We start from the raw sequence: 26812 nt of genomic DNA, 5'->3' as shown, positions 1-26812 counted from the left end.
ACGCCCTCCTCGGCTTTACACCCTGTACTCAAAATTGAACAATGTCAAATTGTAGCTTACTTTGCTTGCCCATTCGGAATTGTTAACTAAAATATCAGCTCAAAAAATCGAAATGGGCGATCGCCTCTAGGATAGCGCCAGCATGGCTCGATTGGGCCCGATAATGACGAGAATCCCCCCATTGGTCATACCAGTGCAATAATTCCGGCTGGGCATTACGGACAATGACACCCCGAGCGGAAGTTTCAAATAAGCCAATATCATTGCCGGAGTCCCCACACACCAGGGTTTGAGACGGCTCCATGGCTAAATGTTGTTGCAGATATTGGGTGGCGTTACCTTTGTTACTCCGTTGGGGCAATAAATCCACATCTTTGCCACTGCTGAAAATCACCTGCACCGGGATGCCGGTTTCCTTCAACATCTCCGTTAATTGGTCGATGACGGTGGGGCAAGCCTGGGGATCGAGATGATAGCTAATTTTCCATGGGTTTTGTTCCAAGGGAGATTGGGGTTTTAAGGCCTCAAAACCATCGGCGATCGCCTGGAGGATATCCCGTTGCCAATGCTCAGAGAGGTAATCAGCCCAATGTTGGTCCAGGCCTTCTGGATGGTAAATTTCACTCCCCACCGCGGTGAGCCAATAGTCCGGTTCCATGAGTCCCACCTGTTTTTGCAACTCCCTCGCGGAATGGTAGGAACGCCCCGTGGCATAGGCCAAATAAAAATTTCCCCGGCGATCGCCTAGATATTCTTGCAAATGTTCCAGGGCTTGTTGATCTCCGACCCAGGTATTGTCCAGGTCAGAAATTAGCAATAACTGTCGCATAGGATTGATCAATGTAGATTTACCAACAAAGTTGAATCTCCGGCGTTAGAGTATGTTTGAAAAGTCATGATCCACTCTCCAAATGTCTTCACTAAAGCTCCGGCAAATTTGGGGGACTTTGAACACTATTCCCCCCAGAATTGGGGGGCTAGGGGGCTTTTAAAAGACGTTCCTAGACCTCAAACGATTTGCAGTGATTAAGTAAACTAATTACCCTGCCGTTGTTTGTGGTCGCTGATGAAAGATTCCACCAATTTCACATCTTCTGCGCTGCCAATAATGGCGGGGGTACGCTGATGTAATTTAGAAGGAATTAAGTCCAGTAAACGTTTTTGGCCGTCACTAGCCCTTCCCCCAGCCTGTTCCACCAAAAAGGCCAGCGGCGCAGTTTCATAGAGCAAACGCAATTTGCCGTCGGGATTTTTTTCCGTACCAGGATAAAGAAACACTCCCCCTTGCATCAAAATCCGGTGAATATCCCCCACCAGAGCACCGCTATAACGGGCAGTGTAACCTTCGTGGCGATGGACGTAACGGGTGTAATCCCTCAGGGCTTCATCCCATTGCCAAAAGTTACCTTCATTGGTGCTGTAAATGGGGCCGTGGTTGGGAATGCGGATATTTTCCTGGGCTAAAATAAATTCCCCCAAACTGGGATCGAGGATAAAGCTATGCACTCCGGAGCCGAGGGAATAAACCAGGATGGTGGAGGGGCCGTAGAGGATATAACCAGCAGCAATTTGCTTGTCTCCGTTAGCCAATAAATCTGACGCACTGCCGTCTAGATCGTCCCCTTCCTGTTGCCGAATGGCAAAAATGGAACCCACGTTGAGGTTAATGTCCACGTTGGAGGAACCATCAATGGGGTCGTACAGCAAAGTATAGCGACCAATGGGGCAATTTTCAGGAATATAGTAGGGTTTTTCCATCTCCTCCGAAGCCAGACGACAAACCAAGCCACTTTGCTTAAAGACAGAAATAAAAACATCATTGGCAAATACGTCCATTTTTTTCACCGATTCCCCCTGGACGTTGGTTTCCCCAGTGAAGCCCAACACATCGGCCATTAACCCAGCTCGACTCAGGCGACGGGCAATCAGTTTTCCCGCTAGGGCAATGCGGTTCATGATGGCACTCAAATCCTGGGCATCGGCCCCAAAGCTATTCAGTTGTTGGAGTACGTGGCGTGAAAGGGTGGTGCAATCCCGGTCTAGTAAAGAGTTAGGAATATGAATCTCACTAACGGTCATGGATAAAAGTCTCCTTGGATTGCTAGGCTCAAAGTCCCTTCCATCCTAGCTTGATCTTTCCGAACCCCGAAATTTGCCTATTTTCAGGCGGATTTTGCCGACCTCTGCCCCAAAATAAATTCGGCGATCGCCAAATCTACGGGGGTGGTAATTTTCAAGTTAGTATCTTCCCCTGGCACTATTTTCACGGGTTGCCCACATTTTTCCAGCAGGGCCGCATCATCCGTTACTTCCCAACCTTCCTGTTTACCTTTGTCATGGCAGGCTTTGAGCAGGGCCACGTCAAAACCCTGGGGCGTTTGGGCTCCCCACAATCCTTGGCGATCGGGGGTGTCAGTGATCCAACCATCAGCGTTAACTATTTTGATGGTGTCCTTCACTGGCATGGCGGCAATTAATCCTTGGCAATGCTGGAGAGCCTCTGTGCAACGATCAAACAAATCCGGCGTAGCCAAACAACGGGCACCGTCGTGGATTAACACAAATTTCGCCCCCGGGGGCAGAGCTTGGATGCCATTAAAAACCGATTGTTGTCGGGTATCTCCCCCCACAATTAACTGCACTGGTTTAGGGCTATGGAGGGGAGTTAATAGAGCTTCAAAGGCTGGAAAATCGTAGGGTTGGCCCATGATGCCAATCCACTCAATGGACTGGGATGCCAATGCCGCCTGCACTGTCCAACTCAGCAGGGGTTGCCCCAAAACATTTAAAAGTAACTTATTGTGACCGCTCCCCATCCGTTTGCCGGAACCCGCCGCTGGAATTAGTAAATGCATCTACCCGACCGTCAACTCTGCTGAAATTCTCGGTCTCAAACCTTACCATGTTTACTTTGGGGAAATCTCAGTACAAAAGGAAAATTCGCAACGATAGGTCTAGAGATGATCGGCTCTGCAAAATTCCCCAGAGTGGCTAGCTGGTTTTGATTTTAGCTCTTTATGAAAGTTGATAAATAAGCTAGGATAAAAACATTAAAGTTAACAGTCAGTACAATGGACGACCTCACCATCTACACAAGTCCGGAAGAAGAAGAGTTAACTGCAAAAAAGGCTGAACTTGAAACTTTAGAGTCAGAATTAGCGGAAAATGAGCTTAAATTGACGACTTTTCAAGCTGAGTTACATAGTTTTGAACAGCAGTATTTAGGACTGATCGGAAGTCGCTATACGGAACTGGAACGCATTGAAGCGCAGATTACGGAGTACATGGACTATTTGGAGTCATCCCGTAATTTTAAACCGTCGGATGGTTTGAAAAAGCTATATCGAGAGGTGGCAAAGCGTGTTCATCCAGATTTAGCAACGGATGAGGTGGAAAGGGCTAAACGACAAAATTTAATGGCCGCGGCAAATCAGGCCTACGAAGAAGGCGATGAGCAACGGTTACGGGAAATTTTAGCTAGTTGGGAATCTGATCCTCATTCAGTCCAAGGAGAAGGCGTTGCAGCGGAGTTAATTCGGGTTATTCGTCAGATTGCCCAGTGTCGTTCTCGGTTAGTAGCCATCCATCGAGATATGGCAGAGTTAAGACAAACGGAGCTTTTTGAGTTAATGGAGCAAGTAGAGCAAGCACGACAGTCTGGTCAAGATCTTTTGACAGAAATGGCTAAACATCTGGATGAGCAAATTGCTGAGGCTCAAGAGCGTTTACAGGATTTAAAAGAACAATTAGGGGTTTAATCTCATGACTGATAACTACAAACAAAATTTAGCTCGTTATTCTTCTGATGTGGTCAAAAAGGGGTTACAGCTTACCCAAAAAATCACTTTATCAAAGAGTGAAAAGAAATTCGAAGATTGTACAAAAATATTGACAAAATCAAGCAACCATGAGCATCTGTTCAAACTTGGAGTAGAGCAATATATATTAGGAAATATATCTGATGCCATAGATTCTTTTACTAAAGCTTTAGAATTTAATGATAGATTTTGTGAAGCCTATTTTTTGAGGGGCTTTGCTCATTCTTTTCTAGGTAATAATATAGACAGCAAAAATGATTTATATCTGGGGCTAAAACATAAGCAATTTTATCAAGATTCAGTTATTGCTTTTTATTCTAAAATTATTATAATCTCTGAGCTACAAGCAAGTAGTTTTATTCTTTCATGTTACAATGATTTGCTACAAATTAAGACCGATATCAACAAGTGTTATAATCCCATTGAATTATCTATTCAAGGGGCTATTAACAGACTACTGGGTAATACTCAAGATGCTCTTGAAAAAATCAACGAAGCCTTAAAACTAAATTCAAATTTTGTATCTTCTTACATATTACGGGCTGAAATACATAATCTTTTGGGTGATTTTGATGCAGCTATTGAAGATTGTTTTACTTCTCTAAGGTTGAATCCAATGCACATTAATAAGGATAATACACTATATATCCTTGGTTCTTCTTTCCTTTCCTTAGAAAAATACCAGTCTGCAATTGATTACCTCGATCAATCATTGGCTTTAAATGGTAATTTATTTAATGGATTTTATAATAGAGGTCTTGCTTATTATAAGATGGGACAGATTAAGAAGGCTATCAAAGATTTTTCTGATGCTTTAATTGTTAAGCCAACATTTGTTTGGGCTTATATTAATAGAGGCGTAGCTTACTACGATTTAGGTTGTCATCAAAAATCCTTAGATGATTATAATCAAGCGTTAGTCATTGATTCTAAGTGCAAAGCGGCATATGTTAATCGAAGTATAGTATTTAGAGAACTTGGAAATCATGAGAAGGCACTAGAAGATTTACAAAAAGCTCAAACAATAATTGATTAACTTTCTAATAAACTCATGAATATTCAAGAAATTCAAACTATTGCCAACCAACTGACCTTAACGCTTGATTCTCCCCAATCCGTAAAGTTACAAGTCAAGCAAATTAATCTTGCCCAAAAGCAACTACGAGCTATTAAAAAGGAAATCAACGCCCACATTCGGCAAATTAATCAAGACGCAAGCCAAGCCTATTCTGATAGTATCGTTTCCGTTGGTTTAGATATATTTGGTAAAAATAAGTGGGCAGGGCGAGTTCGTGCAGAAACTAGGCGCATGATTGAACGTAATAAAAAAGATGCTCGTCAGCCTTATATGGAATTAAAAGATTATATTGATCAGTTGATTTTAAAAGGAGATAAGCTCAAATTAAGTGCTGAACAATACCTACTTAGTAGAGAATAAAATAGCTGTCGACTCGACTATTATTTCTGATTATCTCTTTACAATTTACACAAAATCCCAATTCAGTTTCTAAAAGAATCCAACGTTTTTTGGGTAATTTCCCCCAACTGAGCTAGCGTTGGAGCAGAGGCGTTAACAGCGGATTGACTGAGCCAGAGTAAATATTCCACATTGCCCGCCGGCCCGGTGATAGGGGAAAAAGTTAAACCGTTAAACTGCCAACCGAGGCTCTGCCCTGATCGCCACACTTGGTCAATGGCCTCTGCCTGGGCTTGGGCATCCCGCACCACTCCCTTTTTGCCAATTTTTTCCCTGCCCACTTCAAATTGCGGCTTAACCAATAACACCACTTCCCGGGGAGGAGCGAGGAGAGACCAGAGGGGAGCCATCACTTTGGTAAGGGAAATAAAGGACAAATCCATCACCCCCAAGTCCGGCCAGGGTTGATCCCCATACAAATCCTGGGGCGTGAGGTAACGAAAATTGGCCCGCTCCCGCAAAATCACCCGGTCATCCTGACGCAATTTCCAAGCCACCTGGCCGTAACCCACATCCACGCCGTAAACCTTCGTTGCTCCCCTTTGTAATAAACAATCCGTAAAGCCACCAGTGGAAATGCCCCCATCGAGACAAATGCGACCGGTCACATCAATGGCAAATTCCGTTAGGGCCTTGGCTAACTTTTCCCCTCCCCGGGAAACGTAGGGAGGCCTTTGGGCTAGTTCCACCGCCACATCCATGGTTACCAGGGTGCCTGGTTTATCCACCAACTGTTGATTAACTTTCACTTCCCCCGCCCGGATCAACCGCTGGGCCAGGGCTCTGGATTCACATAAACCTTTGGCTACCAAAAGGGCATCCAGTCGTTGTTTATCTGCTTTGGCCATTATTGAGTGCCTTTAAACAAACCTTGGGGACGAATGAACAAAATGATGATCATCAACAGCAATGCCACCCCCATTTTGTAACTGGTGCCAAACCAAGGCACGCTCACTTCCTGGGCTACGCCAATAATTATCCCCCCGGCGATCGCCCCGTAGGGATTACCAATGCCCCCTAGAATCACCGAAGCAAACATGGGCAAAATCAAAAACCACCCCATATTCGGTTTCAGGGTGGTCATCAGGCCATACATGGATCCTCCTAGGGCTGTTAACACTGCGGTCATTACCCAGGTCCACATCACTACCCATTCCACGTTGATGCCGGATACTTTCGCCAGATCAACATTGTCCGCCACGGCCCGCATCGCTTTGCCCACTTTCGTCCTTTGCAAAATCAAATGCAACACCACCATGGCGGCGATCGCCATAGCAATGACCAGTAGACGGTAATACTCAAATTTAATGCCCATAAAATCCTGGGCAGGGACAATGGGCACTCGGTAATTTTGGTTATTGCCACCCCAGATCAAGAGGATGCCGTTGCGGAGAAATAGGGCTAGACCAATGGAAATAATGATCAGCGTTGTTGCCGTAGCCCGCCGGGCCCGCATGGGCTTCCAGAGCAACCATTCACCAATGAACATGGCAATGATGGTACCGACACAACCCAGGGCCATGGATAACCACAAATTAATGCCGCTGGTGTTGGCCCACCAAGTTAAATAGGCCGCCAAAGTCATAAAATCACCATGGGCAAAATTAGACAGGCGTAAAATGCCATAGGTCAGGGTCAACCCCACTGCCCCCAGGGCGATAATGCTTCCCACCGCAATGCCATTAAAGATTAACTGTGATAGATCCATGCCTTCCTAACGTGAGACCAAGGGCGATGTCGCCGTAAGCTACCCTACTTTAGGGGATTTTCGTTCATTTTTGTGATCTCCATAACATCCCTTTTAGGGCGGCAAAAACACGACCCATAGGGATGCCTAAACAGGTGGTTAAACAATGGAGCGCCATTTTCGATTTTGGCTAGGGCAAATCATGGTGGAAGACCAGGGGTAAACCCAGTTTTTCGATAAAATGGGCCCCAGACCAAGGCTTGTAATTTGCCAGTCTGCTCAATTTTTCCTGGTAAATTTCCCCGTATGGCTCTCATCACTGTTCAATCCCTCCGCAAAGATTTTGGTATTAAAGAAATTCTGCGGGACGCTACGTTCAACATCGAGCCAGGCGATCGGGTGGGATTAATTGGGGTTAATGGCTCCGGTAAATCCACCCTGTTGAAAATGATTGCCGGGTTAGAACCCTTTGATGGCGGAGAATATTGGTGCAACAGCAGTGCCAAAGTGGTTTATTTACCCCAACAACCAGAGATGGACGGCGATCGCACCGTGTTGGAGCAGGTTTTTGTGGACAGTGGCGAACAGTGGCAATTAGTTAAACAATACGAACTGCTGTCGGACAAGTTGGCCCACCAGGGCAGTGACGAGCAATTGCTTAATCAACTGTCGGCCCTATCAGCCCAGATGGAAACCAGTGGGGCCTGGGAATTGGAAACCCAAGCCAAAATTATTCTGACCCAGTTGGGGGTAGATCATCTCGATGCCAAAGTAGGCGATCTTTCCGGTGGTTACCGTAAACGGGTGGCGATCGCCGCCGCATTGTTGTCCCAACCGGATGTGCTGTTGATGGACGAACCCACTAACCATTTGGATGCTTTTTCGGTGGAATGGCTACAAAGTTACCTGCAACGGTTCCGGGGAGCATTGTTATTAATTACCCACGACCGCTATTTTTTGGACCGGGTGACGAACCGTATTTTGGAAATTGACCAAGGAGAACTGTATAGCTACAACGGTAACTATGGTTATTATCTGACCAAAAAAGCGGAAGCAGAGGAATCGGAACAGAGCAGTCAGAAAAAACACCGGGGAGTGTTGCGGCGGGAATTGGAATGGTTAAAAAGAGGGCCTAAAGCCCGGAGCACTAAGCAAAAAGCCCGCATTGACCGCATCCAGGATATGCAGGAGACCAGCTTTAAAACGGGGACGGGAAAAGTAGATATTAGTACGGCTGGGCGGCGCATTGGCAAAAAAGTGGTAGAGCTGGAAAACATTAGCAAGGGCTTTGAAAACAAACAATTAATTAAAGATTTTTCCTATATTTTCACCCCCGGCGATCGGGTGGGAATTGTGGGCAAAAATGGCGTGGGCAAATCCACTTTAATGAATATGATCACTGGCAGATTGGAGCCGGACCAAGGCACAGTGGACATTGGTAGCACCATTCATTTTGGTTATTTTGATCAACACTCCGATGACCTGAGTTTAAATCCTAATCAACGGGTAATTGATTACCTCAAAAGTGTGGCGGAATTGATCAAAACCACCGACGGCGAAGTAATTACCGCTGGGCAGATGTTAGAAAGATTTTTATTTCCCCCCAATCAACAATTTGCTCCCATTGCCAAGTTATCCGGGGGAGAAAAGCGCCGTTTATTTTTACTGCGGGTGTTGATGCGAGCCCCCAACGTTTTAATTTTGGACGAACCTACCAACGATTTGGATGTGCAAACCCTGGCGGTGTTGGAAGATTACCTGGAAGATTTTAACGGTTGCGTCATTGTGGTTTCCCATGACCGGTATTTCCTCGACCGCACCGTGGAAACCATTTTTGCTTTTGAAGAAGAGGGAGAACTACGGCAATATCCCGGCAATTACACTTTGTATTTGGAATATAAAAAAGCAGAACAGGTTAGAGCAAACCAAGAAGAAACTGAGTTAAAAAAATCTCAACCAGTTGCTTCTGTTACGACCAAAGTTAGCCAAGATAGTAGCTCGAAAAAACTTTCCTATAAAGAAAAGCGGGAATACGAACAGCTTGAGCAACAAATTCCCCAATTGGAAGAAGAAAAAGCCCAACTGGAAGCCCAACTTTACCAGAGTTCCAACGGCAATTTTACCGAGTTGCAAAACCTGACGGAACGCTTAGCTAATTTAAGTGAAAGTATTGATCAAAAAACAGAACGTTGGCTAACTTTAGCTGAGAGAATTTGAGGTAATTTGCTATTTTTTAGACTTGAGTTGCATGTCAGACTGGCTGGCTTAACTTACCTGGAACGTTGATCATGGCGGAGTTATACTTAAAATGCTTACATGGCAGAATAAACTCATCTTGTGAGAATAGTTACTATGCTTGCCTCTAGCCCCATCACAACGCTATGGGAATTTCTCACCCTATCCCACATTGAAGACTCTCCGGCGTGGGAATATGTGAACGGAGTTATTACTCAAAAACCCATGCCCCAGGGACAGCATAGTCAATTGCAATACCGACTTTGCCAGGCCATTAACCAAGTGGCCGAGCCCCTTCGCCTCGCCTATGCTTTGCCGGAGTTACGCTGTACCTTTGCTGATCGTTCCCTGGTGCCAGATATTTCTGTATTTCGTTGGCAAAGAATTCCCTTAACTACGGATGGAGATATTGCTAATCATTTTACGAGTTGCCCTGATTGGATAATTGAGATTCTCTCCCCCCAGCAAAGCGCAACAAAGGTAATTAATAATATTCTCTATTGCTTAGAGCAGGGCAGTGAATTGGGGTGGCTCATCAGTCCAGAGGAACGTTCAATTTTAGTTTTTTTTCCCCAGTACCCACCAAAGTTTTACGGTGTTGAAGCTGCAGAGATGAACAATAGGGAAGAACTATTGCCAGTATTAAATGGTTTGGACCTCAGCCTAACCACAGCGGAAATTTTTGCTTGGCTCAAATTTGTCCGTTAAGCATTGATGGGCATGCTCAAGCTATGGGCAATTTTATCAGCAATGCCCGTGACCCAATTTTCATCCTGTTTCGTATAACTGCGGGGAATATTGGCTCCTAGGATTAACACACCCCGATCGTCGAGGGGCTGACAGATTAAACCCTGGGTGTTGGCGGGTAAATAATCAAATTCCACTCGACCGGGATAGAGGGGTAAATTCACCAAATAAACGGGCTTTTGGGTTTGCATTACCCGTTCTACAATCGGCCCCGGTTTCACTTCTTTTTGCTCACTCAAAATGCCCCGGCGCAATAACACCTGGCGATCGTAATAGACCACCATGGTTTGGGTGACCGTATTAGTCAAGAGCAAATGGGAAGCCCAAGCTAACTCTGTTTTTATTTCCTGGGGCAGACTATCCAGTAAATCAAAGCCTTCTTTGCCTTCTAGCACCACCGCTTCCGGGGACTTGGGCTGAATCCGTTGCCAAATTAGCCAGACACACACCAGCATCCCCGCCAAAATTACCCCCACCACATCGGAACGGGCTTGGGAAGGGTTTAACATGGGGGTGGAAAGGCGGTTAATTAGCAATAACAGTCCCCCGAGACTGCCCGCCCCAAGGGGTAATAAACGAACAATACGATTGGGATCTGCACTCATGGTGGCAATTAACTGGCAATGGGCTGAAAATTCCTCGGTAAATCCCTAGGAATTACGGTTCTTCCCCCGGTTCCAGAATGCGTTGGAACAGGTAACCGGTGCCCCGGGCAGTAAGAATTAATTCGGGATTGCTGGGGTCTTCCTCTAGTTTGGCCCGCAGGCGGGAAATATGCACGTCCACCACCCTGGTATCCACATGGCGTTCGGGGGTGTAGCCCCACACTTCCTGGAGAATTTCCGAACGGGAAAAGGGCTCTCCGGAGCGACTCACCAACAATTCCAACAGGCTAAATTCCATTCCTGTTAGGCGGATGCGCTCATCCCCTTTATACACTTGACGCTTGTTGGTATCAATGCGAATGGTGGCAATTTGCAACACGCCCGAACTGGGAATGCCCGGCATACCGTTTTTGTCCACCCGCCGTAGCACGGACCGGATTCTAGCTTCCAATTCCTTGGGGGAAAAGGGCTTCACCACATAATCATCGGCCCCCAGTTCCAAACCGGTAATGCGATCGGCCACATCCCCCAGGGCGGTAAGCATAATAATGGGAATGTCCGATTCTTTACGTAGTTCTTGGCAAACGCCGTAGCCGTCCAGCTTGGGCATCATCACATCCAACACCACCAAATCGGGGTCGCTCTCATGGAAAGTGGCGATCGCCTCTTCACCGTCGGCAGCGGTCACCACTTCATAGCCAATCATGGATAAACGGGTTTCCAGTATGCGTCGGATGCTGGCCTCGTCATCGACCACCAATATCCTTTCTTTATTGGTTTCCAAGATCCACAACCCTCCTTTGATTAACTTGTATAACGATTAGTGAAGTTTCGTGGCAAAAAGCCATTTCCCTAAGCATATAGCCAAATTGGGGGTTTGGTATCGTTGGTATCAATGGGGATGGGGCAGATCAGCTAATTTTGGCGATCAGGTTTTCCACCCGTTCCTTAACCTGGCCCCGCACGGTGCGAAAAACTTCCAATGATTGACCATCGGGATCTTCCAGTTGCCAGTCTTCAAAAATTTCCTGGGTTACCCATTCCGGCGGCAGATTAACCCCACAGCCACAAAGGGAAATTACCACGTCGTAATCGTCGGCGTTAAAGTTTTCGATGGGGTCGGAGGTCTGGCCGCTGATGTCTATGCCTACTTCTTCCATCATGGCAATGGCGGTGGGATGGACCCGGGAAGATTCCAGTCCACAACTGGTAACAGCAATTTTGCCGGCCCCTAAAGTTTTGGCAAAGCCCTCTGCCATTTGGGAGCGACAGGAATTACGTTTGCAAACGAACATTACCTTTTTCACAGTTTTAGCCTCGCTTAGATTAATTAGTTTGATTAATTAATTGATGGAATAAATTGGAGTGATTGGAGTTAGTTTCAGTGGGAAAAACATCAACCATCGGTGTTGACCTTAGCTTTTCTTTCACTATGGCGATCGGTTAAATAATCCACCTTGTCCCGCAGTAGCAGGGTGAATTTGTATAGTTCTTCCATCACGTCCACCACCCGGTCTCGATAGGGGGAATCCTTCATGGTGCCGTCTTCATGGAATTCCTGATACGCCTTAGCCACGGATGATTGGTTGGGAATGGTAAACATCCGCATCCAACGACCAAGAATGCGCATGGTGTTGACGGCATTGAAAGATTGGGAACCGCCACTAACCTGCATCACCGCTAGGGTGCGGCCCTGGGTGGGACGAATGGAACCAATTTCCAGGGGAATCCAATCAATTTGATTTTTGAGAATTCCTGTAATGTTGCCGTGCATTTCCGGGGAAGACCACACTTGGCCTTCAGACCATTGGCTTAGTTCTAGTAATTCTTGAACTTTGGGGTGGCTATCCAGAACTTGGCCCCGCAGGGGTAATTCCCTCGGATCAAAAAATTTGGTTTCCGCTCCCATGGTGGTGATGATGCGGCCCGCTTCTTCGGCCAGTAAACGGCTGTAGGAACGCTCCCGTAGGGAACCATAGAGAAATAAAATCCGGGGAGGATGGTTAAAGTCGGTCATTGCTGGCAATTAGGCAAAGTTGGTTAGAGCTTGTTTTAAAAGCCCCCCTGGCCCCCCAAATTTGGGGGGAAACTGAGTGAAAGTTCCCCAGTATTGCGGTCGCTTTAGTTGGTCGATTGAGGGGGCAGAATAAAACTTTCCAAACACGTTTTTAGATCCTAATTTCTTGATTTATACAACGGGGGTCTAGCAAAGTGGCTTTTTCCGGGTCCCTGGGGAACCAAAAGGCTGTTTTTTTGCAAATTTCCACCAGCATTAACATCACTGGCACTTCAATTAATACCCCCACTACGGTGGCCAAAGCAGCTCCAGAATTGAGGCCAAATAACATCACAGCGGTGGCGATCGCCACTTCAAAATGATTACTGGCACCGATCAGGGCGGCGGGGGCGGCATCTTCGTAACTGAGTTTGAGTTTTAACCCCAGAACATAGGTAATGAGAAAGATGAAATTGGTTTGGATAAATAACGGCACGGCAATTAGAAAAATATGCAGAGGATTATTAACAATCAATTCCCCCTTAAAAGCAAAGAGCAAAATCAACGTCAATAACAAAGCCACAATGGCGATCGGGCTGAGGTAATGCAAAAATTGACTCTCAAACCATTGCCGTCCCTTATGTTTCAAAATCCAGTAACGACTATAAATACCGGCGGCCAGGGGCAAACCCACGTAAATTAACACCGATAAGACAATGGTTTGCCAAGGCACTGTCAAGTTACTGGCCGCCAACAGCCATTTACCCAAAGGTGCGTAAAGGAATAGCATAGCCAAAGAATTGACCGCCACCATCACCAAGGTTAAACCCTGATTGCTATAGGAAAGGTAACCCCACATCAATACCATGGCGGTACAGGGCGCAATACCGAGCAAAATGCAACCGGCAATGTAGGAATTGGCTAAGGTTACCTCTTGCCCCCGGATTATCTCCGTCGCAGTCAACAACGGGGCGAAAAGATAACCCAGGAAAAACTGGGCAAAAATCACCATCGTAAACGGTTTAATTACCCAATTCACCACCAGGGTCAATATCACCGGCTTAGGAGCCTTGACCGCTTGTCGTGCCTGGGAAAAATCAATTTTCACCATGATGGGGTACATCATGAAAAACAAGCAAATGGCGATCGGAATGGAAACGTTATAAATGCTCCAGGAATCGAGGGTTTGGGCCACCGCGGGCAATAACTTCCCCAGGGCAATGCCAATGACGATACAAAGGGCAACCCAGAGGGTAAGGTATTTTTCAAACAAATTGAGCGTTCCCCCAGCCTTAATGGCTTTGGGGTTAATGCGATTGACCATGACAACTCATCAAAAAAACTTGATGGAATAATCTTACATCAAAAAAACTTGATATGTCAACTCGGTCTGTCCCCGGTCTACTGTTGCCGTGTCTTCCGATGGAAAAGGAGCAAAATAGAGTACTTTATGGAAATCTCATTGCCCCCATTGTTCCATTCACATCCTCCGCTGCCTTAGGTAAAGGGGCATTCAACCTATTTTTCTGATAAAACAATGCCCGCCCCCAAAATTATTAAAATTGGTCAAAATACTGCTTTAATTCTTGCTTCAATTGTCCTTAGTTTGGTAATAGCTGAAATTGCATTGAGGTTAACTGGCATAGGTAAATACAGTCTCTATGACCGAATTTTATTTTTTACCAAGCCTTCCCTGGTGAGAACGGGGGATAAAACTGTTAGGTATGAGCCAAGAACGAAAATTAGAAGTGTTGCTATCTATGGGGATGAAGTTGATTACGACATTGTCTATGGCACCAATAACCTCGGTTTTGTAGATGACGTAGACTACAATTTTGATTCCGCCCCCGGCAAAAAAGTTGTGTTTGTCGGTGACTCTTTCACCGCCGGAGATGGGGGCAATCAGTCCTGGATCAGTCAACTAAGGCGACGTTTGGATCGCCCAGAGATCAGTCTATACAACCTTGGTATTACCGGCGCTGGAGTCAAACAATTTCAGCAATTACTGACAAGTGTTAAAGATGGGGCGCATTTTGATGAAATTAATATCATGGTCATTGGTAATGACTTTTTTCGGACTTTGTGGTATCCGTTAATCCAAGACCAAGCCCTCTGGTTTTGCCAGCAAGAAAACACTAAGGAATGCGTAGAAAATTACCCTCCAGTTATGTACATTGCCAACTACAACGATAGTCAAGAAGAATTGGTAGACCGGGCCAAAAAATTATATGAAACTAAGGGTTCTTCGGAGGAACCCAAGCTAAATTTTCTGCAACAGTTACGTCTGTATAATCTAGCCTGTGATGTGTATAGTTTGGGCAAAAATCAAAGTTCACTCGTTCATTTTTGTCCTCATCTTAAATTTAATCAGGCTAATGAGTATGACAAAAACGAGCTATACAAAAATGCCTTAGCTAGTTTAAGAGAGATTAAAAATAGTTTTCCCAACGCGGTTGTTCGTGTCGTCCACATCCCGGAAAAAGGAGAAACTTTCAGTAATAAGTACTCCCTGGAAATTGGAAGTGATATCAAGCAAATAGGATTGGAGTATGTTCCCCTGCTAGAAATCTGCACTTGGAATCGAGACATGTACCATAAACACGACGCCCATTTTAATGATTTGGGCTACCACAATTTGACTGAGTGCATTTTGGAAAATTTATTTTGAATTTTTTGAATGATATTAAAGGGTAAAGTCAGACAAGAGGATGGCAGGGGCAAGTTTCACCGTGTTGTGATTCGGGTGCCCCTTAGCTCCTTAAAGGTATGGGATTTTTACTTAACATGGACTACGTAATCGATGCCTGATAGATTTTTTCAATGGATTCGTCCAACATGGTGTTGAACTCAGCATCAGTTTGTTGGGCCGTTAGTCCCTCAGTCAAAGCTCGTGAAAAGCTTGCTATGACACCGTGATTCCTGCTTAGACGCTCATTAGCTTCCGCTTGGGAGTAGCCCCCCGACAAAGCAACCACTCTCAAGACATTGGCATGTTCGATGCAATTGCTATAAAGGTTGTCTTGCTCCGGCAGAGTGAGTTTGAGCATCACCCACTGTCCTTTGGGTAATTGGTTGAGATGTTTCAGCATGGCTTGTTTGAGTAACGCTTCCGCCTGAGCTTTCTCCGAGCAGTGAATATCTACTTCGGGCTCAATAATCGGCACCAGGCCAGCGGCAATAATTTGCTGGGCTAGCTCGAATTGCTGGTCCACGATCGCCTCGATACCGGCGGGATTGGCATGTTTGATAAATGACCGCATTTTGGTACCGAAGATGCCTTTTTTCTTGGCCTTCATTAGCAGACTGTCAAGCTGGGGAATGGGCTTCATCAATTGGCTCCCATCCTTCTCTTGGGCCAGTCCTTTGTCTACCTTCAAAATCGGTACGATTTGTTTGTTTTGCCAAAGGTAGTTGGCCGTGGGCTCCCCATCAACCTCCCGGTTCATGGTGTCCTCGAACAGGATTGCGGCCAAAATCCGATCGCCAGTGAAGCCGGGACTGGTCATGATCCTGGTCCGCATTTGATGCACCAGTGCGAACATTTGGTCGTCACCAGAATAGGTATTGGGTTCGATTCCATAATCGGCCAACGCCCCTGGAGTACTACCACCGCTTTGGTCTAGGGCGGCAATGAAACCAGGATGGGATTTCATTTTTTTCAGTTGTTCCTGGTTTGGTTCGAGAGTCATCACGCTTTCTTCCCTCTGCGATAAGTTTCTGTAATATCTTAAGGTTTAAATTTCATCCCATAGGTTTTGTAACGTATAGGGACTGCCCGGCATGGTCCAAAAGTCTCCCGACACGTAGCGGTAATGACGGTCTAATAGGGCAATTTTCGCCATCTCGCTATCCGTGAGGGTGATATCTGCCGCCCTCAAATTTTGTTCTAGTCGTTCAGGATTAACCGACTTCGGAATGGTCACGGTTCCCCGTTGAATGGCCCAGGCCAAAAGGACTTGGGCCGCACTGCACCCTTGTTCAGCTGCAATCCCATTAATCACTGGATCAGTTAGTAATTTCGGTTCTGCTGCTTGTTGGAAGGCCGCCGGGCGATCGCCAGAGCCCAGGGGAGAATAGGCTGTTAGTAAAATGTTTTGCGAGTTAGCAAACGTTAGCAAGTCTGATTGTTGGAGGTAGGGGTGCAATTCCACCTGATTGACAGCGGGGGGAATACGGGCCATGGACAGCACCATTTCCAACTTCTTCAGGCTGAAATTAGACACCCCAATATGGTGACAGAGTCCCAAATCAACGGCCTTCTCCAACGCTTGCCAGGTTCCTTCTAGGGAAGCCGGGGTAAATGGTAGTAACTGATCACCGGATTCAGGAAATCCAACATCGGGTTGAATGACCACCGGCCAATGGATTAGATATAGATCCAAATAATCTAGACCCAAATCCTGCAAAGTTTTTTCGAGAGCAGGTAAAACCGCGTCGGGATGATGGGCATTACTCCACAGCTTGGAGGTAATCCAGAGTTCCTCTCGCTTGACCACCCCCTTGGTGAAAGCATTGGCTAAAGTAGCTCCAATTTCTGCTTCATTGCCATAGATAGCAGCACAGTCAAGGTGACGATACCCCAAGTCCAAAGCTTGCTCAACGGCTTGACCCACTACCTGAGGGGACGATTTCCATGTTCCCAGACCCAGGGCGGGAATCTGCTCCCCATTGCTCAAAGGGAAATATTTCATTGAATTTATCCTATTGAAACTCTGCACAGTACCTAAATTTTCACTTATTTAGACAGCGTTTGGTCAAATTTCAAGCCTGTGTCTTCTTTGGTTCAGGTTTACGATGAATCTCTGCAAGATTTCTCCATCCGATTAAGTGATTAATCCAAACAACCAAACCCGACATTCCCAATTACTCGCAATGTGAAGGATTTTGTTGCTACGGGAGTTTGTTTACTTAATCCTTTCAATGTTGATCAGTAATCGGCACCATTAGCCTTAGTTCTACTATTCAGCGCAAACTTACCTCAGGAAGCCTGCAAATTATTGATATATTCCCGAAATCGTTCCAAGTCAGCTTGAATAGTGGATTCCACCACCCGACCGAGGAAGAGATTATCCATTAGCAATGCCAACCAGCCTGGGACGCTATAGGCAATGGTGAGGCGGACAATGCTTTTGCCATGGCGGTCATAAAAACGCACTGCGCCCCGGTTGGGTAAACCATCCACCGATTCCCATTGGATTATTTGTTGGGAAATTAACTTAGTAATCCGGGACAACCAGGTGAATTCCAAACTGCCACTGGCCAACTTCCAGCGGGAAAGGTCGGGATTGTCTTCCAGTACTTTGACGGAATCGATCCATTTCATCCAGCGGGGCATCTGCTCCAGGTCAGACCACAGTTGCCACACCAATTCGATGGGGGCATCCACTTCCACTTGCACGCTATGTTCTAACCAATTAGCCATGGGTTTTGCCGATGTTTACCAAAATTACTGAGATGCCAGGACTGCAGTTTGCAAACGGGCTTGGTTGGCCAAAATCGCCTGGGCCGCTTGACGACCGGACAGGGTGGCCCCCTCCATACTATCGATGTAATCCTGTTGGGTGTAGCTACCGGCTAAAAAGAAGTTGGCTATGGGGGTTGCTTGGCTGGGGCGGAACAGGTCCATGCCCGGTGCTTCCCGGTACAAAGATTGGGCTAGTTTAATTACGCTGTACCAAGTCATATTCAAATCCGCCGCTGAGGGGAAAAGGGCTTTGACTTGTTTGAGTACCCGATAGGCGATCGCCTCGTTGGATTCTTTCATAAAAGGGTCACCGGGGGTCAATACCAGTTGTAATAGGGAACCTTCCCCTGGGCGGTAATAGTCGGCGGGGCTAGTGAGGGCGAGGTCGGCAAAACAGGAAAACTCTGCGTCGCTGGTGTAGAGCAAATTATCTAAGCCAAAGGCTTGTTCCAACTGTTTGCGTTTAGCGGGATCGTTCATTTCCGTAACCCAACCGTCAAAGCGCAGTTGCACCGTGGCCACGGGGACAGTGTCTAAATAGTAAATTTTGTTGAAAAAATCCCATTGGGTGCGCCAATTTTCCGGCAACAGATTTTTAATACCCGGCACGTCACAGGCGGCTACATAAGCATCGGCGGTTACGGTTTTGGTTTCCACGCCGTCATTGATAATTAATCCTGTTACCCTGGTTTCCCCGTCCGTAACTTTGGTCTTGATTTCCTTAACTTTGTGCCTGGTGTAAAACTTGGTGCCCCGTTGTTCCAAATATTCCTGAATGGGTTTGTGTAAATATTCCTGGGGGGAACCTTCCAACATCCGCAACACTGATGCTTCTGTGCGGGCGGCAAACAGTTGGAAAATGGTCAGCATACAGCGGGCAGAAATATTTTCCGTATCGATAAAACCCAACGCGTAGGCGATCGGGTCCCACATTTTTTTCAAACTACCTTCGTTGCCACCTTTGCTGAGGAACCATTCCGCAAAACTAATTCTGTCCAAATCCCGGATGGTTTTCATGGCTCCGTCAAAGTCCACTAAACCCCGCACAATGGGACTGGTGGCCAGGGCGATGGAGTTGGCAATTTTATCTTTGGTATCCAGTTGGGACGTGGTGAAAAATGCTTTCAGACCGTTAAAGGGAGCACCGGTGAGGAAACGAAAGTCCAGTTCACCAATGCGGCCCCCTTGGTTAACAAAGGTGTGGGTATGTTCCTTGAGCCGTAGATTTTGCTTGGCCCCCACCTTTTCCATCAGGTTAAAAAGGTTGTAGTAACAGCCAAAGAAAACGTGCAGACCCATTTCAATGTGATTACCGTCGCCGTCCACCCAACTGCCCACTTTACCGCCGATGAAACTACGGGCTTCGTACAGTTCAACTTCGTGCCCCGCATCTACCAATTCCACTGCGGTGGCCATTCCCGCCAATCCTGCTCCCACAATTGCAACACGCATTTCGGCTTTACCCTTTGATTTGACTTTGACTGGCCCGCTAAATCGGCACTGTTACAAATTTTAATGTTGATTGATCCCTCCCGGCAAGCGCCAAGGTTGTCAGCCCAGATCATCTAAAGTAGTTGCTATAAATAGTTTGCGTTGGTTATTCATTTTCCCCATGCCTCTGCTTGTGTTCCGTTCTCTATCCCGTTGTCTATTGGTCACTGCCCTAATATTGGTTCTCCATGGACCCGGGCTTTGGTCCCATCCGGCGATCGCCGCTGACTTGGCCCCGACCAATAACCGCAATAGCCAAACCCTGACTCCCTACCTCAACCGGGCGATCCAGAGGATAACGGAATTTCAACTGGATAATGGCTTGAAATTTATTGTGATGGAAAATAATGAGGCTCCAGTGGTGTCTTTTTACACCTATTTTGACGTGGGGGGCGTGGACGAACCAGTGGGAAAAACTGGGGTGGCCCACTTTTTGGAACACATGGCGTTTAAGGGAACGGAACGCATTGGCACTAAGGATTTTACCCAGGAACAACAGTTGTTGGATCAGTTAGACCAAGTGTTTGCCCAAATCACCACTGCCAGGGCTAAAGGAGATAAGACGGGGGAACAAAAGTTACAGGAGCAATTTAAGCAAATCCAACAGCAGGCCCAGGATTTAATCAAGCAGAACGAATTTGGTCAGATTATCCAGATGGCCGGGGGCGTGGGTTTAAATGCGGCCACCAGTGCCGATGCTACTTTTTACTTTTACAGTTTGCCTTCTAACAAGCTGGAACTGTGGATGTCTCTAGAGTCGGAGCGCTTTTTGGAGCCGGTATTTCGGGAATTTTACCAAGAGCAGGAGGTGATTCTGGAAGAGCGGCGCATGCGGACCGAAAATAACCCAGTGGGGCAAATGGTGGAGGAATTTTTAGATACGGCTTTTACCAAACATCCCTACCGCCGCCCGGTGATTGGCTATGACGAAGATATCCGCAATCTTTCCCGCCAGGACGTGACGGATTTTTACGAGAAATATTACATCCCCGGTAACATGACCATTGCCGTGGTGGGAGACGTGAAGGTTGACCAGGTAAAAAGTTTGGCGCAGAAATATTTTGGTCGTTTCCCCCAGCGTCCCCCTACGCCCCAGGTAACGGTGGTGGAGCCTCCCCAGACGCAGCAGAAGGAAATTAATCTGACCTTGCCTTCCCAACCCTGGTACTTCGAGGGTTACCATAGCCCCGCTTTTGATGATCCCGACAGTGCGGTGTTTGATGTGATGACGACTATTTTGAGCAGTGGCCGCACTTCCCGCCTTTATCAATCCCTAGTGGAAGAAAAACAGTTGGCATTGATGGCCCAGGGCTTTAACGGTTTTCCGGCGGATAAATTTCCCAATTTGTTAATGTTCTATGCCCAGAGTGCCCCCGGTCGCAGTTTGGACGACCTTAGCGAGGCGTTACACGGGGAAATTGAACGGCTAAAAATGGAACCCGTTACCCCGGAGGAATTGGAGCGGGCCCAAAATTTACTGCAAACTTCCGCTTTGCAATCCCTCAATTCCAATATGGGCATGGCCCAACTGTTGGTGAAATATAACGTCCGCACCGGGGATTGGCGTAATTTGTTTGCCCGCTTAGAGGCGATCGCCGCAGTGACACCGGAGGATATTCAACGGGTGGCCCAAGAAACTTTTCGTCCAGAAAACAGTACCATTGGTCGGATTTTACCGGAATCTAATCGCCAATGATTCCCCTAGAACATCCGATTTTGCTAGAAAGTTTTGCCCACATTGACCGTTCTGTGGGGCCCCATAATTTATCTTCCCAGGAGTATGCCATTGCCCGCCGGGTGATCCACAGCACAGCGGATTTTGATTTTTTGCATTTACTCCGTTTTGCTCCGGATTTACCCCAGGCTGAGTTTGATCCAGATCTGCCGGAACATCAGGCGATCGCCAGGGGAATAGAAAGTTTGCGCCACGGTCAAACCATTGTGGTGGATGTGAATATGGTCAAACAGGGCATCCAAGGTTTAGTCCAGCGCACTTTTAACAATCCAATCCAAACGGCGATCGATTTTGCTACCATCGCTGACCCAGGCAAAACCCGCACCGAAACCGGCATGGACCGCTGTATTGCCCAATTTCCCGAAGCTATCTATGTCATCGGCAATGCCCCCACCGCCTTGTTAACCCTCTGTCAGGCGATCGCCGCAGGTAAAGCAAAACCGGCCCTAGTTATTGGTGTTCCGGTAGGTTTCATTGGGGTTTTAGAAGCGAAAAAAGCCTTGTCCTTACTACCTTGCCCGCAAATAAGGGTTGAGGGTAACAAAGGTGGTTCTCCCGTGGCTGCAGGTATTGTCAATGCGTTACTCATGCTGGCATGGCGGGAAGGCTGAAGAAATCCCCCCCATCATTGGGAGGCCAGGGGGACTCCAACAAGTCCTAGAGAATTTTTCGGCCAGTGAGGATGCCCCGCACTTCCAACATGGCGGTATAGGTGGGAATAATATGGAGAGTTTCCTCTGCTGGGGTTAGCTCCAAAGCAATTTGCACCGCTTTTTCAAGATTTTCTTCCAAAATTAGCCTTGATGTGTGGCCATCCCACGGTTCCTCCCCTTGGCTAGGTTGAATTAAATTTTCCTGACTATATTGCAAACGCAGTGCCATGTCATAAAGGCGATCGCCACTGACAACAAAAGTGCCCCCGGAAGCCACTAGGGGTTCTGTATCCACATCCCAAATCCAAGAAACATCGGTGCCATCGGCAATGCGGTCATTGAGCACTAATAGAGTGGTGGAGCACTGGCCCTGAAGTTTGAGGTCATTAACAGCCCGGATGGTTTCATTTAAACCCACTGGATTTTTAGACAACAAAATGCGGACATGTTTGCCCTCTACGTTCAATTCCTCCGCCCGCCCAAAGGCCGCTTTAAAACTGCGGATATTGTTGAAAATATTTTCTGTGTTCACCCCCAATTGTTGGGCTACCAAACCAGCGGCGAGGGTGTTGTATTTGTTGTAAACGCCGATGAGAATTTGGGGCCACTTACTGCTGTGGAAAGCGGGCTGACTTTTTTGGAATCCACAGCTGGGACACTGATAATCCCCCAAATGGGAAAGGTACACTCCCCGATAATCCAGGGAAGTGCCGCACTGGGGACAGTAGATGGAATCCACTGCATGGGGAATTTCTTCCAGGTATAAATCCGGCTCGCTCAGGCCAAAGTAACAAACCCGTTGGGCTAACTTTTGCCCCAGATGGGAGAGGGTGGGGTCGTCGGCATTGACCGCAACAATGGTGTTTTCTGGTAAAGGGGCGATCGCCTTTTGCCAGCGCTGACTGATGCTATCCACTTCGCCGTAACGGTCTAATTGATCCCGGAAAAGATTCAAAGCCAAAATTGCCCTGGGTTGACAATCTTTTAACACCAAAGGAAGTACATTTTCATCCACTTCTAAGATGGCGAAATCGGTGGATAAACGCCCAAATAAATTGGCATCGGCCAGTAAAGCGGTGATTAAACCATTGATTAAATTAGCGCCGGTGGCATTATGGGTGACTCGATAGCCCTGATCCACCAAAATTTTTCGTAACAGCAACGAGGTGGTGGTTTTGCCATTGGTTCCCACTACTAAAATTACCCCCTGGGACACCTGCTGGGCCAACAGTCCCAACATTTTCGGGTGCAGACGACGGGCAATTTCCCCCGGTAACACACTGGCAGACCCCAACCGCAGAGCTTTAACCACGGCCGTAACGGTCTTGGCCACCCCTACTGCAATGCCGAGACGAATCCCATCGGCGATCGAAAGATTACTCATGAATATCTAAGAAAAATAAACTGCCCCCAAGTAACAGTAAGAAAATCAATCTCTACCGTCTTTGTTCAACATTACCGTTGAAGATTACTCCATTGGCGTAGAGCGGGGTAAAAAGCCTGGCAAATCAATGGAGCGACGGGAAGGTTTTGGCTCCTTAACCGCAAAACTCAGTTGGTCAATGGCGGGGATAGGGTCAACGGGTTTAGCCGGCTCCACGGGAGGGGAGAAAGGAACTTCTTCTGTCTGATTCCTTTGCTCTTTTTGCTCCTTCTTACTTGCCGATGGCTGGCCAGCCGATTCTTTATCTGGGGAAGGGGAAAAGTTTACCAAGCCTGGTGTGAGATCCGCCACCGGAGCACTGGCCGACTCAGAACTGCCCCTGGTAAATGAAGCCAACACATCCCCCACACTGGCCCAGGGTTTCACTTCCTTAGACTGGGTTGTTACGTTAGCCACCACCTCACCAATGGCTTCCAGGGGAAGAAGGTCAGGTTGGGCCAGGTATTGTTCCAAGGCAGATTTATATTGCAAGGCGTAGCGCTGTTGTCGTTGTAAGCGGGCAGTCAGTTCAGCAAGTTGTTGTTCAAAGCGGGCCACCTCTGAGTTGTGGCAAGTGATCTGTCCTTTTAGTTGTTCATTTTCCGTCTTCAAACTATTGATCTCAGTGCGAAGTTCTTGAATTTTTACCTCATTGCTATTGCCATGCTCTCCACTGTGCAACTGATTTTGTTGGGCAATGATCAAATCCTGGCTGGCGGCGAGCTGTTCCGTCAGGGTTTCCACCTGTAACTGTTGTTGTTTACACGCTTCTTGGTAAACCTGCAATTCCGCCACCGTATGGGCCAATTGTTCCTGGGCTTGGGTGAGGGCGATCGCCTGGTCTTGAATTAAATTCTCAGCACTGGAAGCCCGACGCTGGTGCCCCAGGAGTTCCTGTTCCGTAGAAGCTAAACGTTGTCCTAGGCTAACAACCTGTTCCTGTAAGGCTTCATGGGCCCGGAGAAAGGGCGGAATTAGCACACTAGGAGCAAAATTATCTTCATCCACTTCTTCATACTGCAAATCATTCCCTTCAAACATGACGGACGTTTCCTGTTCCAAGGGGGTCATTTCCTGCAGAGCCGCTTCCCCTGCTAGCTCCGTTTCCACCAGCATTTCTTCTAACATTTCGATGCCGTCCAACATGGCACCGAAATCCTCATTTTCAGAGGAATTTACCTGTTCCTGTACTTCTTCATTCAATCCATTGAACAATAGGGCCAATTCTTCAGCGTTGACGTCCGCTGGGCCATTGTTTTCAGACTCGGGGAAAAAAGACAGGAAATCAGAGTTATTCATAAAAACTTAGGGCTGGGGGGAAGCAGAGGACAATGGCCATGGACCGGGGGCAAGCCGTCACTGCCTATTGAAGATGGCTCGACTTCGGTTTAAGTTTCCGAGGTTGGGCATAAATTTAGCCAGATTTGTTCAATTTCGTACAATTTGCATACTTAAGTCTAACCAGGGAGAACGGGTGATGGGGGCACTGCTGGAGATAAAGTCCACCCCGGTGCTGGCGATCGCCGTTAGATTGGCCAGGGTAACGTTGCCGGAAGCTTCAATGCGGATCAGGGGATTAGCTTGGCGGATTAATTTGACGGCAGTGGCCATGGTGTCGGTGCCCATATTATCCAGCATAATAATTTCCACCTGGGTGGCGATCGCCTCCTGTACTTCCTCCAAATTGCTGGTTTCCACTTCAATGGCCAAGGGATAGGGCAAATTTTGCCGTAGGGTTTGCACTGCTTTTGTAATACTTCCCGCCGCTTGAATATGATTATCCTTGACCATTACCGCATCATCCAGGCCAAGGCGATGGTTCATGGCTCCCCCCAAACGACTGGCATATTTTTCCAACACCCGCAGCCCTGGGGTGGTTTTTCTCGTATCGACAAAGCGGGTGGGATAGTCGGCGATCGCCTGGACGTATTGTCTGGTCATGGTGGCAATGCCGCTTAAACCCATCACCAAATTAAGAGCTACCCTTTCCCCAGTCAGTAAACTGCCTAAATTCCCTGCCATGGTGGCCACCACCGTGCTCGCAGTCACCGCTTGCCCTTCCCCAGCCAAGACTTGGAATTCCATGGAGGGATCCAAAAGCTGAAAAATACGGGCGGCCATGGGTAATCCAGCTATCACACCATTTTCCTTTGCTACCCAGCGGGCCTGGCCTCGATGCTGTAAACCGAGACCCTGGGTAGACCAATCTCCCCGGCCAATATCCTCCGCCAACCATTGCTGGAGCCAAGGATCAATAATTATCCACGGGGGTAAACAGGTCATGGGGGCTGGGTTTGTTACCAAAATTCGCATCACTCTTCTTATCAGAAATTGGGGTGTTGGATGTCCGATCGCCCTTGGAGAGCATTGGCCGGATAAACCAATAACGTATTGCCACTGCGCCCCACCACATAAACCTTTTCATTGACGGCGATCGCCACATCGGGATCCTGACATTCCGCTCGCCAGGAGTTGCCCTCATAGAGCACCCGACCGGTTTCCCCGGGCAAAATAGCTGTTAGACATTGCCCTTCCACTGCATCCTGGAGAATGCTTTTGCGGCTGGGCCGGGGCAGAAAACGCCGCAGTAAAATAATCGACAACACCGATAACCCCAACCAAAAAAGGGACTGGAGCGCAAAACTGCCGGGGACCAATAGGGCCACTCCAGCGGTAGCCACAGCGCTTAATCCCATCACAACGGCCACAAAATCCACTGGGAAGATAACTTCCACAAGGCAGAGTATGGTGCCTGCTACAATCCAGAGATAAACAGGGGACATAGGAAATAGCTTGGGCTTGCGGTTAAAGCCGGAAAATTAGCAACCAGGGGGGAAATGCTCCCCTTCTCCCCAATCCTAACCCAGTCCATTGATTCCCGGTGATGGCAAGTTTGTTGAATTTTCTTTACAATTGTGCTTAAGTTGACAGTCCAGCTCGCCGGAGTTGGGTTAACCTGAAGGTAGTTGAGCTAAGGCCGACAAAATGGCTGTATTTAGCTGTTACCTCAAAGTCACGTCGGACCCCGTTCGTTGCTTCCTGACCACCACTGCGAGATATAAAAATATGACTACTGCTACCCTTGCATCTGCTTCTAACTCTGATTCCGCCATCTGGAACAGTCTCAAATTGGCGATAGCCGATAGCTCCGGTTTCAAATGCTGGCAGGATGATAACGGCGAGGCTGTGGTGTCCAAAACAGAAACTGTGGCCCCTCCCCTGCTGGACGCCCAAGTGCGCCACTACCTTCGTCAAACCCTGGAAACTTTAGCTTACTAAACGCCACTATTTAGTTTTTGTTCATCTATGGTTGCGGTGATTTTGGCTTTTAGTGTCCTAGTCCATTGTCTTCTTCCTCCCCCTGCTCCAGGGGTTTTTTTCTGCCCTAATCTGGGAGGGGCATCGACAAATCGCTGGCTGTAGCCTGGGATGCGGAGTGAGGTAGGGATAATCCCGTAGTATCTTGTACAGTAGCAACGCA

Annotated in this window: 27 protein-coding genes; 9 read left to right on the top strand and 18 right to left on the bottom strand. The window is 47.4% G+C overall.

What is annotated here, in order from left to right; genetic code table 11:
* Positions 1 to 94: 94 nt before the first annotated feature.
* The 3 genes from C7I86_RS09625 to ispD form a co-directional block, all read right to left on the bottom strand.
* Positions 95 to 829 (bottom strand): sucrose-phosphate phosphatase, encoded by a 735-nt coding sequence (locus C7I86_RS09625; protein WP_010873040.1) that lies wholly within the window; start codon positions 827 to 829, stop codon positions 95 to 97.
* Positions 830 to 1035: 206 nt separating this feature from the next.
* The gene (gene fbp / locus C7I86_RS09620; RefSeq protein ID WP_010873039.1) at positions 1036 to 2079 is read right to left on the bottom strand and encodes a class 1 fructose-bisphosphatase; all 1044 of its coding nucleotides are present in this window, start codon (positions 2077 to 2079) and stop codon (positions 1036 to 1038) included.
* Between the two features lie 83 nt (positions 2080 to 2162).
* A complete protein-coding gene (ispD, locus tag C7I86_RS09615; RefSeq protein ID WP_010873038.1) occupies positions 2163 to 2855 on the bottom strand; it encodes a 2-C-methyl-D-erythritol 4-phosphate cytidylyltransferase in 693 nt (230 codons plus the stop codon).
* 216 nt (positions 2856 to 3071) lie between these two features.
* Here ispD and C7I86_RS09610 point away from each other — a divergent pair, with 216 nt between their 5' ends.
* The 3 genes from C7I86_RS09610 to C7I86_RS09600 are packed head-to-tail and all read left to right on the top strand — an operon-like array spanning position 3072 to position 5256.
* Positions 3072 to 3758: a J domain-containing protein gene (locus C7I86_RS09610; protein ID WP_010873037.1), complete on the top strand. Its 687-nt coding sequence runs from the start codon at positions 3072 to 3074 to the stop codon at positions 3756 to 3758.
* A 4-nt stretch (positions 3759 to 3762) separates the two neighbouring features.
* On the top strand, positions 3763 to 4854 hold the full coding sequence (locus tag C7I86_RS09605) for a tetratricopeptide repeat protein (RefSeq protein WP_010873036.1): 1092 nt from the start codon (positions 3763 to 3765) through the stop codon (positions 4852 to 4854).
* Positions 4855 to 4869: 15 nt separating this feature from the next.
* The gene (locus C7I86_RS09600; RefSeq protein ID WP_010873035.1) at positions 4870 to 5256 is read left to right on the top strand and encodes a hypothetical protein; all 387 of its coding nucleotides are present in this window, start codon (positions 4870 to 4872) and stop codon (positions 5254 to 5256) included.
* Between the two features lie 62 nt (positions 5257 to 5318).
* On the opposite strand, the gene C7I86_RS09595 is transcribed toward C7I86_RS09600, so the two are convergent.
* Together C7I86_RS09595 and C7I86_RS09590 are read right to left on the bottom strand one after the other, a co-directional pair.
* Entirely contained in the window at positions 5319 to 6143 is an 825-nt protein-coding gene (locus C7I86_RS09595) for a TlyA family RNA methyltransferase (protein ID WP_010873034.1), read from the bottom strand.
* Positions 6143 to 7003 carry a branched-chain amino acid ABC transporter permease gene (locus C7I86_RS09590; protein WP_010873033.1) on the bottom strand — a complete coding sequence of 287 codons (861 nt, stop codon included), beginning with the start codon at positions 7001 to 7003 and terminating at the stop codon, positions 6143 to 6145. Before C7I86_RS09590 ends, C7I86_RS09595 begins: the two co-directional genes overlap by 1 nt.
* Before the next feature lie 285 nt (positions 7004 to 7288).
* On the opposite strand from C7I86_RS09590, the gene C7I86_RS09585 reads away from it, so the two are divergent.
* The gene (locus tag C7I86_RS09585) at positions 7289 to 9199 is read left to right on the top strand and encodes an ABC-F family ATP-binding cassette domain-containing protein (RefSeq protein WP_010873032.1); all 1911 of its coding nucleotides are present in this window, start codon (positions 7289 to 7291) and stop codon (positions 9197 to 9199) included.
* A gap of 120 nt (positions 9200 to 9319) precedes the next feature.
* Entirely contained in the window at positions 9320 to 9925 is a 606-nt protein-coding gene (locus tag C7I86_RS09580) for a Uma2 family endonuclease (RefSeq protein WP_010873031.1), read from the top strand.
* Here C7I86_RS09580 and C7I86_RS09575 read toward each other — a convergent pair.
* The 5 genes from C7I86_RS09575 to acr3 all read right to left on the bottom strand — a co-directional run bounded on the left by C7I86_RS09575 (position 9922) and on the right by acr3 (position 13889).
* Positions 9922 to 10569, bottom strand: coding sequence for a cofactor assembly of complex C subunit B (locus C7I86_RS09575; protein WP_010873030.1), 648 nt, complete (start codon positions 10567 to 10569; stop codon positions 9922 to 9924). The two genes, C7I86_RS09580 and C7I86_RS09575, sit on opposite strands and share 4 nt — an antisense overlap.
* A 52-nt stretch (positions 10570 to 10621) precedes the next feature.
* Positions 10622 to 11353, bottom strand: a complete 732-nt coding sequence (rpaB, locus tag C7I86_RS09570; RefSeq protein ID WP_010873029.1) for a response regulator transcription factor RpaB — start codon at positions 11351 to 11353, stop codon at positions 10622 to 10624.
* 127 nt (positions 11354 to 11480) lie between these two features.
* The gene (locus tag C7I86_RS09565; protein WP_010873028.1) at positions 11481 to 11876 is read right to left on the bottom strand and encodes a thioredoxin-dependent arsenate reductase; all 396 of its coding nucleotides are present in this window, start codon (positions 11874 to 11876) and stop codon (positions 11481 to 11483) included.
* Positions 11877 to 11965: 89 nt separating this feature from the next.
* Positions 11966 to 12586, bottom strand: coding sequence for an arsenical resistance protein ArsH (arsH, locus tag C7I86_RS09560; protein WP_010873027.1), 621 nt, complete (start codon positions 12584 to 12586; stop codon positions 11966 to 11968).
* Between the two features lie 151 nt (positions 12587 to 12737).
* Positions 12738 to 13889, bottom strand: a complete 1152-nt coding sequence (acr3, locus tag C7I86_RS09555) for an arsenite efflux transporter Acr3 (RefSeq protein ID WP_010873026.1) — start codon at positions 13887 to 13889, stop codon at positions 12738 to 12740.
* A gap of 213 nt (positions 13890 to 14102) precedes the next feature.
* On the opposite strand from acr3, the gene C7I86_RS09550 reads away from it, so the two are divergent.
* Positions 14103 to 15233 (top strand): SGNH/GDSL hydrolase family protein, encoded by a 1131-nt coding sequence (locus C7I86_RS09550; RefSeq protein WP_010873025.1) that lies wholly within the window; start codon positions 14103 to 14105, stop codon positions 15231 to 15233.
* Positions 15234 to 15354: 121 nt separating this feature from the next.
* On the opposite strand, the gene C7I86_RS09545 is transcribed toward C7I86_RS09550, so the two are convergent.
* From C7I86_RS09545 to zds, 4 genes are all read right to left on the bottom strand, one after another.
* A complete protein-coding gene (locus tag C7I86_RS09545; RefSeq protein WP_010873024.1) occupies positions 15355 to 16257 on the bottom strand; it encodes a fructose bisphosphate aldolase in 903 nt (300 codons plus the stop codon).
* Between the two features lie 42 nt (positions 16258 to 16299).
* On the bottom strand, positions 16300 to 17283 hold the full coding sequence (locus C7I86_RS09540; protein WP_010873023.1) for an aldo/keto reductase: 984 nt from the start codon (positions 17281 to 17283) through the stop codon (positions 16300 to 16302).
* Between the two features lie 260 nt (positions 17284 to 17543).
* A complete protein-coding gene (locus tag C7I86_RS09535) occupies positions 17544 to 17987 on the bottom strand; it encodes an SRPBCC family protein (protein ID WP_010873022.1) in 444 nt (147 codons plus the stop codon).
* 24 nt (positions 17988 to 18011) lie between these two features.
* The gene (zds, locus tag C7I86_RS09530) at positions 18012 to 19481 is read right to left on the bottom strand and encodes a 9,9'-di-cis-zeta-carotene desaturase (protein ID WP_010873021.1); all 1470 of its coding nucleotides are present in this window, start codon (positions 19479 to 19481) and stop codon (positions 18012 to 18014) included.
* Positions 19482 to 19641: 160 nt separating this feature from the next.
* Here zds and C7I86_RS09525 point away from each other — a divergent pair, with 160 nt between their 5' ends.
* Positions 19642 to 21216, top strand: a complete 1575-nt coding sequence (locus C7I86_RS09525) for a pitrilysin family protein (protein WP_010873020.1) — start codon at positions 19642 to 19644, stop codon at positions 21214 to 21216.
* A complete protein-coding gene (locus C7I86_RS09520; protein WP_010873019.1) occupies positions 21213 to 21866 on the top strand; it encodes a cobalt-precorrin-8X methylmutase in 654 nt (217 codons plus the stop codon). The genes C7I86_RS09525 and C7I86_RS09520 overlap by 4 nt, the downstream gene beginning before the upstream one ends.
* A 46-nt stretch (positions 21867 to 21912) precedes the next feature.
* On the opposite strand, the gene C7I86_RS09515 is transcribed toward C7I86_RS09520, so the two are convergent.
* The 4 genes from C7I86_RS09515 to C7I86_RS09500 form a co-directional block, all read right to left on the bottom strand.
* Complete coding sequence (locus C7I86_RS09515) at positions 21913 to 23292, bottom strand: Mur ligase family protein (protein ID WP_010873018.1); 1380 nt, start codon at positions 23290 to 23292, stop codon at positions 21913 to 21915.
* An 84-nt stretch (positions 23293 to 23376) separates the two neighbouring features.
* On the bottom strand, positions 23377 to 24630 hold the full coding sequence (locus tag C7I86_RS09510) for a hypothetical protein (RefSeq protein ID WP_010873017.1): 1254 nt from the start codon (positions 24628 to 24630) through the stop codon (positions 23377 to 23379).
* A 129-nt stretch (positions 24631 to 24759) separates the two neighbouring features.
* The gene (gene nadC / locus C7I86_RS09505; RefSeq protein ID WP_010873016.1) at positions 24760 to 25647 is read right to left on the bottom strand and encodes a carboxylating nicotinate-nucleotide diphosphorylase; all 888 of its coding nucleotides are present in this window, start codon (positions 25645 to 25647) and stop codon (positions 24760 to 24762) included.
* Positions 25648 to 25655: 8 nt separating this feature from the next.
* A complete protein-coding gene (locus tag C7I86_RS09500; RefSeq protein ID WP_010873015.1) occupies positions 25656 to 26114 on the bottom strand; it encodes an NfeD family protein in 459 nt (152 codons plus the stop codon).
* A 202-nt stretch (positions 26115 to 26316) separates the two neighbouring features.
* On the opposite strand from C7I86_RS09500, the gene C7I86_RS09495 reads away from it, so the two are divergent.
* Positions 26317 to 26610, top strand: coding sequence for a hypothetical protein (locus C7I86_RS09495; protein ID WP_014407115.1), 294 nt, complete (start codon positions 26317 to 26319; stop codon positions 26608 to 26610).
* The last annotated feature ends 202 nt before the right edge of the window (positions 26611 to 26812 follow it).

Origin of the sequence: Synechocystis sp. IPPAS B-1465 (assembly GCF_003015225.1) — a bacterium.
In the GTDB taxonomy this organism is placed as follows: Bacteria; Cyanobacteriota; Cyanobacteriia; order Cyanobacteriales; family Microcystaceae; genus Synechocystis.
This window is presented reverse-complemented; position numbering and strand designations above follow the sequence as displayed.

Excerpts from the sequence above, each read along its gene's own strand:
- C7I86_RS09625 (WP_010873040.1), bottom strand. The coding sequence starts at position 829 with ATGCGACAGTTATTGCTAATTTCTGACCTGGACAATACCTGGGTCGGA.
- fbp (WP_010873039.1), bottom strand. The coding sequence starts at position 2,079 with ATGACCGTTAGTGAGATTCATATTCCTAACTCTTTACTAGACCGGGAT.
- ispD (WP_010873038.1), bottom strand. The coding sequence starts at position 2,855 with ATGCATTTACTAATTCCAGCGGCGGGTTCCGGCAAACGGATGGGGAGC.
- C7I86_RS09610 (WP_010873037.1), top strand. The coding sequence starts at position 3,072 with ATGGACGACCTCACCATCTACACAAGTCCGGAAGAAGAAGAGTTAACT.
- C7I86_RS09605 (WP_010873036.1), top strand. The coding sequence starts at position 3,763 with ATGACTGATAACTACAAACAAAATTTAGCTCGTTATTCTTCTGATGTG.
- C7I86_RS09600 (WP_010873035.1), top strand. The coding sequence starts at position 4,870 with ATGAATATTCAAGAAATTCAAACTATTGCCAACCAACTGACCTTAACG.
- C7I86_RS09595 (WP_010873034.1), bottom strand. The coding sequence starts at position 6,143 with ATGGCCAAAGCAGATAAACAACGACTGGATGCCCTTTTGGTAGCCAAA.
- C7I86_RS09590 (WP_010873033.1), bottom strand. The coding sequence starts at position 7,003 with ATGGATCTATCACAGTTAATCTTTAATGGCATTGCGGTGGGAAGCATT.
- C7I86_RS09585 (WP_010873032.1), top strand. The coding sequence starts at position 7,289 with ATGGCTCTCATCACTGTTCAATCCCTCCGCAAAGATTTTGGTATTAAA.
- C7I86_RS09575 (WP_010873030.1), bottom strand. The coding sequence starts at position 10,569 with ATGAGTGCAGATCCCAATCGTATTGTTCGTTTATTACCCCTTGGGGCG.
- arsH (WP_010873027.1), bottom strand. The coding sequence starts at position 12,586 with ATGACCGACTTTAACCATCCTCCCCGGATTTTATTTCTCTATGGTTCC.
- acr3 (WP_010873026.1), bottom strand. The coding sequence starts at position 13,889 with ATGGTCAATCGCATTAACCCCAAAGCCATTAAGGCTGGGGGAACGCTC.
- C7I86_RS09550 (WP_010873025.1), top strand. The coding sequence starts at position 14,103 with ATGCCCGCCCCCAAAATTATTAAAATTGGTCAAAATACTGCTTTAATT.
- C7I86_RS09535 (WP_010873022.1), bottom strand. The coding sequence starts at position 17,987 with ATGGCTAATTGGTTAGAACATAGCGTGCAAGTGGAAGTGGATGCCCCC.
- zds (WP_010873021.1), bottom strand. The coding sequence starts at position 19,481 with ATGCGTGTTGCAATTGTGGGAGCAGGATTGGCGGGAATGGCCACCGCA.
- C7I86_RS09525 (WP_010873020.1), top strand. The coding sequence starts at position 19,642 with ATGCCTCTGCTTGTGTTCCGTTCTCTATCCCGTTGTCTATTGGTCACT.
- C7I86_RS09520 (WP_010873019.1), top strand. The coding sequence starts at position 21,213 with ATGATTCCCCTAGAACATCCGATTTTGCTAGAAAGTTTTGCCCACATT.
- C7I86_RS09515 (WP_010873018.1), bottom strand. The coding sequence starts at position 23,292 with ATGAGTAATCTTTCGATCGCCGATGGGATTCGTCTCGGCATTGCAGTA.
- C7I86_RS09510 (WP_010873017.1), bottom strand. The coding sequence starts at position 24,630 with ATGAATAACTCTGATTTCCTGTCTTTTTTCCCCGAGTCTGAAAACAAT.
- C7I86_RS09500 (WP_010873015.1), bottom strand. The coding sequence starts at position 26,114 with ATGTCCCCTGTTTATCTCTGGATTGTAGCAGGCACCATACTCTGCCTT.
- C7I86_RS09495 (WP_014407115.1), top strand. The coding sequence starts at position 26,317 with ATGGCTGTATTTAGCTGTTACCTCAAAGTCACGTCGGACCCCGTTCGT.